Raw genomic sequence first — 3630 nt, 5'->3', positions numbered from 1 at the left:
CCCGACGACAGACGCTCCAGCGACTGCGACAGCGCCCCCTGCGATTCGTTGAGATTGCGCTGCGCGTTCAGCGACAGCACGTTGGTGTTGATGACCTGGGACATGACGCCCTCCTTGTTTCGCTCGCTTTGCTTGCCGGCCTGTCATTGCCGTTCCGGCGGCAACGATGGGTTCGGGATTGCCTCTCACACCCCTTAACGACCACCCTCCGGCAACCTTTAACCCCCAACGGCAAAAAATTTCCGCCCCATTGCCACCGCGGCAAAAACCGCCACGCCCGGACCAAGCCATACCCTGTGGGGCCGCGCTCTCGCGCGAACCACCGGCCTCGACGTAAGCCCCCCCCAAAAAACGCAAAAAGGCCCGCCCCGATCACTCGGGGCGGGCCCTGGGATGGCCCGCAGCACGGGCCCGGAGGAAACCGAAGCCTTACTGCAGCAGACCCAGCACGTTCTGCGGCACCGCATTCGCCTGCGAAAGCACCGTGGTCCCGGCCTGCTGCAGCACCTGCGCCCGGGACAGTTCGGCGGTCTCTGCCGCGAAGTCCGCGTCCCGGATCCGCGAACGCGCATCCGACAGGTTCTCCGAACCGATCTCCAGGTTCGCGATCGTGCTCTCGAAACGTGTCTGCACCGCACCCAGCTCCGCACGCAGCGAGTTGACCTTGGTCAAGGCGCCGTCGAAAGCACCGATGGACTGGGTCGCCGTCTCACGAGTCACCACGTCGACATCGTTCAGGGTGACGTCTGCGCCACCATCATCATCGAAAAGTGCTACCGGAGCTCCGTCAACGTCCACATTGCCATCCGTCACATCCAGATTCTCGGTGCCCAGACGCGAGGTGATCGCGATCGTGGTGGTACCGTCGTTCTTGACCCTCAGCGCGGCTTCCAGATCGGCATCCGCGACGTCTTTGGCATTTTCGTCTCCGGCGGACGCGGCTTCCGTGATGGCTGCATTGATCATGCGGACCGCATCCTCAAGAGTTGCGGCAGGCTCGACCTCCCCGCCCGGAGTATCATCACCCGATAGCTGGACCTGAATGTCGTCGAAATCGTCACTGCTGATGGTAATGTCTTCGAATGGCCCGCTGAATCCATCCACCTCATCGATCTGGGCGATCTGTTCCTGCGTAAGGCCACCGGAACCAACCACCTCGGTTGCTCCCAGCTCGGAGGTCCGGGCATCCACCCCGTCCACGGCAATAGTCTGACCCTGGTTCGCGCCCACCTGGAAGAACAGGTCCTCCACCGTGCCATCCAGGATCCGACCACCGTTGAACTCCGCGGAGTTGGCCACTCGGCTCACTTCCTCCATCAGCTGCTGGACCTCGTCGTTGATCGCCTGACGGTCCGACGCCGAGTTGGTGTCGTTCGCCGACTGCACGGCCAGCTGCCGCGCCCGCTGCAGTGCATCACCAATGGTGTCCAGCGCACCCTCGGCCGTCTGTGCGAACGAGATGCCGTCATTCGAGTTGCGCACCGCCTGATTGAGGCCGTTGATCTGCGTGGTGAACCGCTCCGAGATCGCGAGACCGGCCGCGTCGTCCTTGGCGCTGTTGATGCGCAGGCCGGACGACAGGCGCTCCAGCGACTGGGCGAGATCACCCTGGGTCTGGTTCAGATTGCGCTGGGCATTCAGCGAAAGAACGTTGGTGTTGATGACCTGAGACATGTTTGCTTCCTCCGGAACTTGAGTGCCGGCCGGGCCGGCTGAGGCAATCCCTGGGCGGCCTCATGCCGCCTTCGATTCCCTTAACGACCGTCACCCCGGGGTCTTTAGGGCATGGAGCCGTTTTCCTTCGGTTCGCGGGCTCGACACCGCCGGATGTCCGCTCGATACTCAGGTCTTGCGCCCGTCACTGTTCCCCGCGGGGGCTCGCCCCACCAACGGTCACACGAACGTTTGTGGTTCGTGGGAACTCGTACTCGGACACGCGTTCGCGTGCTTCTTCAACCGCGCGCTCGAAGGCAGGCCGGTAGGCCGCAAATTCGTCTCCAATACGTGCGAACTCCGGGTTCACGCGGCTGCGGCGCTCCGAGCTTCCTGCCATGCCCACGCGCGCCGGATCCACCGATTCGCCGGCGGAATCCGCGCATTCCGACTCCCAGTCAAACCCATGGAAGCGCAGAATTCTGGAAGCATGGGTATCCGGTGCCTGCAGATAGTCTTCGTAGCGCACGCGTTCCACACGGTCCGGGAAAAGTGCCTCCCAGTGATCTACAAGCCGACGGTAAGCCAGAATGTATTCCGCGATTGTATCGATGGCCCAGGCATACGGCATGGCTCGCGCGAACCAACGCATGTAGATGGCCATCGCGTTGTCCACCGGGTCCCGCTCACAGAAAACGACGCGCGTATCGGGGTTCAACGCCATCAGGGTGCCCACGTGCCAGACGTTGCTCGGGTTGGTCAGCACGTAGGCACCCACCTGGTCGTCCACGGCCTCGCCCCAGATCGAATCCATGCGGGCGCGGAGCCTTCCCAGGGCCTCGCTGCCGAGTTCCCGAATGAACAGGGGGTATCTGTTGCGTACCTCTCTGGGCAACTCCGCGAGGAGTTCCTGCACCCCTCCGAGTTCGCCATAGTGGCGGGTCCGCGAATGCGCGGACAGCGCCCCCTCCAGCAGCGATTTGCCGGAACGGGGCGCGCCCAGGATCACGCTCAACGGCCGCGGGGATACTTCCGGGCCATCGAGGCCGCGTTTCCATTCTTCCGTGAAGACCGCTTCCCGGGTCCCGACCGTCTGGAGAATCCGACCCTCCCGAATGCCGTCGACCTGCTTCTGGATCGACCTGGCCCGCAGGTCGTTGCCCTTTTCGAAGGCCGCGAACGCCTGTTCCACATCCCCTGCATCCTTGTGAAGCTTTGCCAGAGAGAAGTGTAGATGCCCCTGATCGTGGAGGCTGAACTTTCCCTTGCGAATCACCTTTTCGAGGTCCCGGCGCGGGGAAGAATCGGCGGGAAAATGCCGGGAATGGGCATAGGAAAACCAGATGTTCGGCCTGTAGGGAGCCACGCCGACCAGTGACTCGAGGATCTCTGCCGCCTCGTCCCAGCGGCCATATGCCTGCAAAACGCGGGCATAGTTGTACAGCGCCAGCTGGTCTGGATCGAGCCTCAGGGCCTCGCGCAATGCGGCTCCCGCCGCTTCATAACGCCCCCTTATGAGAAGCACGCTGGCGAGCCGGTTGTAACTCGCGGGGTCCTCGGGACACATCTGTACAAGCTTGGAGGCATACAGCGTGGCGGTGTTGTAGCGTGTCTGTTCAAACGTGCTCCGGATCAGCATCCGCAACGCATCGGCGCTGTTCGGGTCCCGCTTGAGCAGTTCCCCGCAGAAGGCTTCGACCTCATCGTAGTCCCCTTCATCGAAGGCAGCGGAGGCTTTCTTCAACAGTTTTTCCGATTCCGACTGGCCTTTCCGGCTCTTTCTGTTCTTCCCGACCTTCTTCGTCTTCCCGATTCTCTTTCCCGCCGCCATGCTGTCGCGCTCCTTCTGGAAGTCTTTCCGCAGGTTAAGTTATCGCCGGGCGTGTACCGCACCCGGATGCCTGGACACTCCGTAAGCATGATCATGCCGCCACCGGCATAGTTTCAAGGTAGTCGGCACGGACCTGCGCCGGCGAC

Annotated in this window: 2 protein-coding genes and 1 pseudogene; all 3 read right to left on the bottom strand. The window is 62.6% G+C overall.

Annotation, left to right across the window (positions count from 1 at the left end; genetic code table 11):
• Window positions 1-104, bottom strand: a pseudogene (locus F620_RS15425) (flagellin); the annotation flags it as partial.
• 325 nt (window positions 105-429) lie between these two features.
• A complete protein-coding gene (locus F620_RS0114040; protein ID WP_019571079.1) occupies window positions 430-1674 on the bottom strand; it encodes a flagellin in 1245 nt (414 codons plus the stop codon).
• Window positions 1675-1858: 184 nt separating this feature from the next.
• Complete coding sequence (locus F620_RS0114035; protein ID WP_019571078.1) at window positions 1859-3397, bottom strand: sulfotransferase; 1539 nt, start codon at window positions 3395-3397, stop codon at window positions 1859-1861.
• Window positions 3398-3630: the final 233 nt, after the last annotated feature.

Source organism: Thioalkalivibrio sp. ALE11, assembly GCF_000381205.1.
GTDB lineage: Bacteria > Pseudomonadota > Gammaproteobacteria > Ectothiorhodospirales > Ectothiorhodospiraceae > Thioalkalivibrio.
The sequence above is the reverse complement of the archived record's forward strand: the minus strand, read 5'-3'. Positions and strand labels throughout refer to the sequence as shown.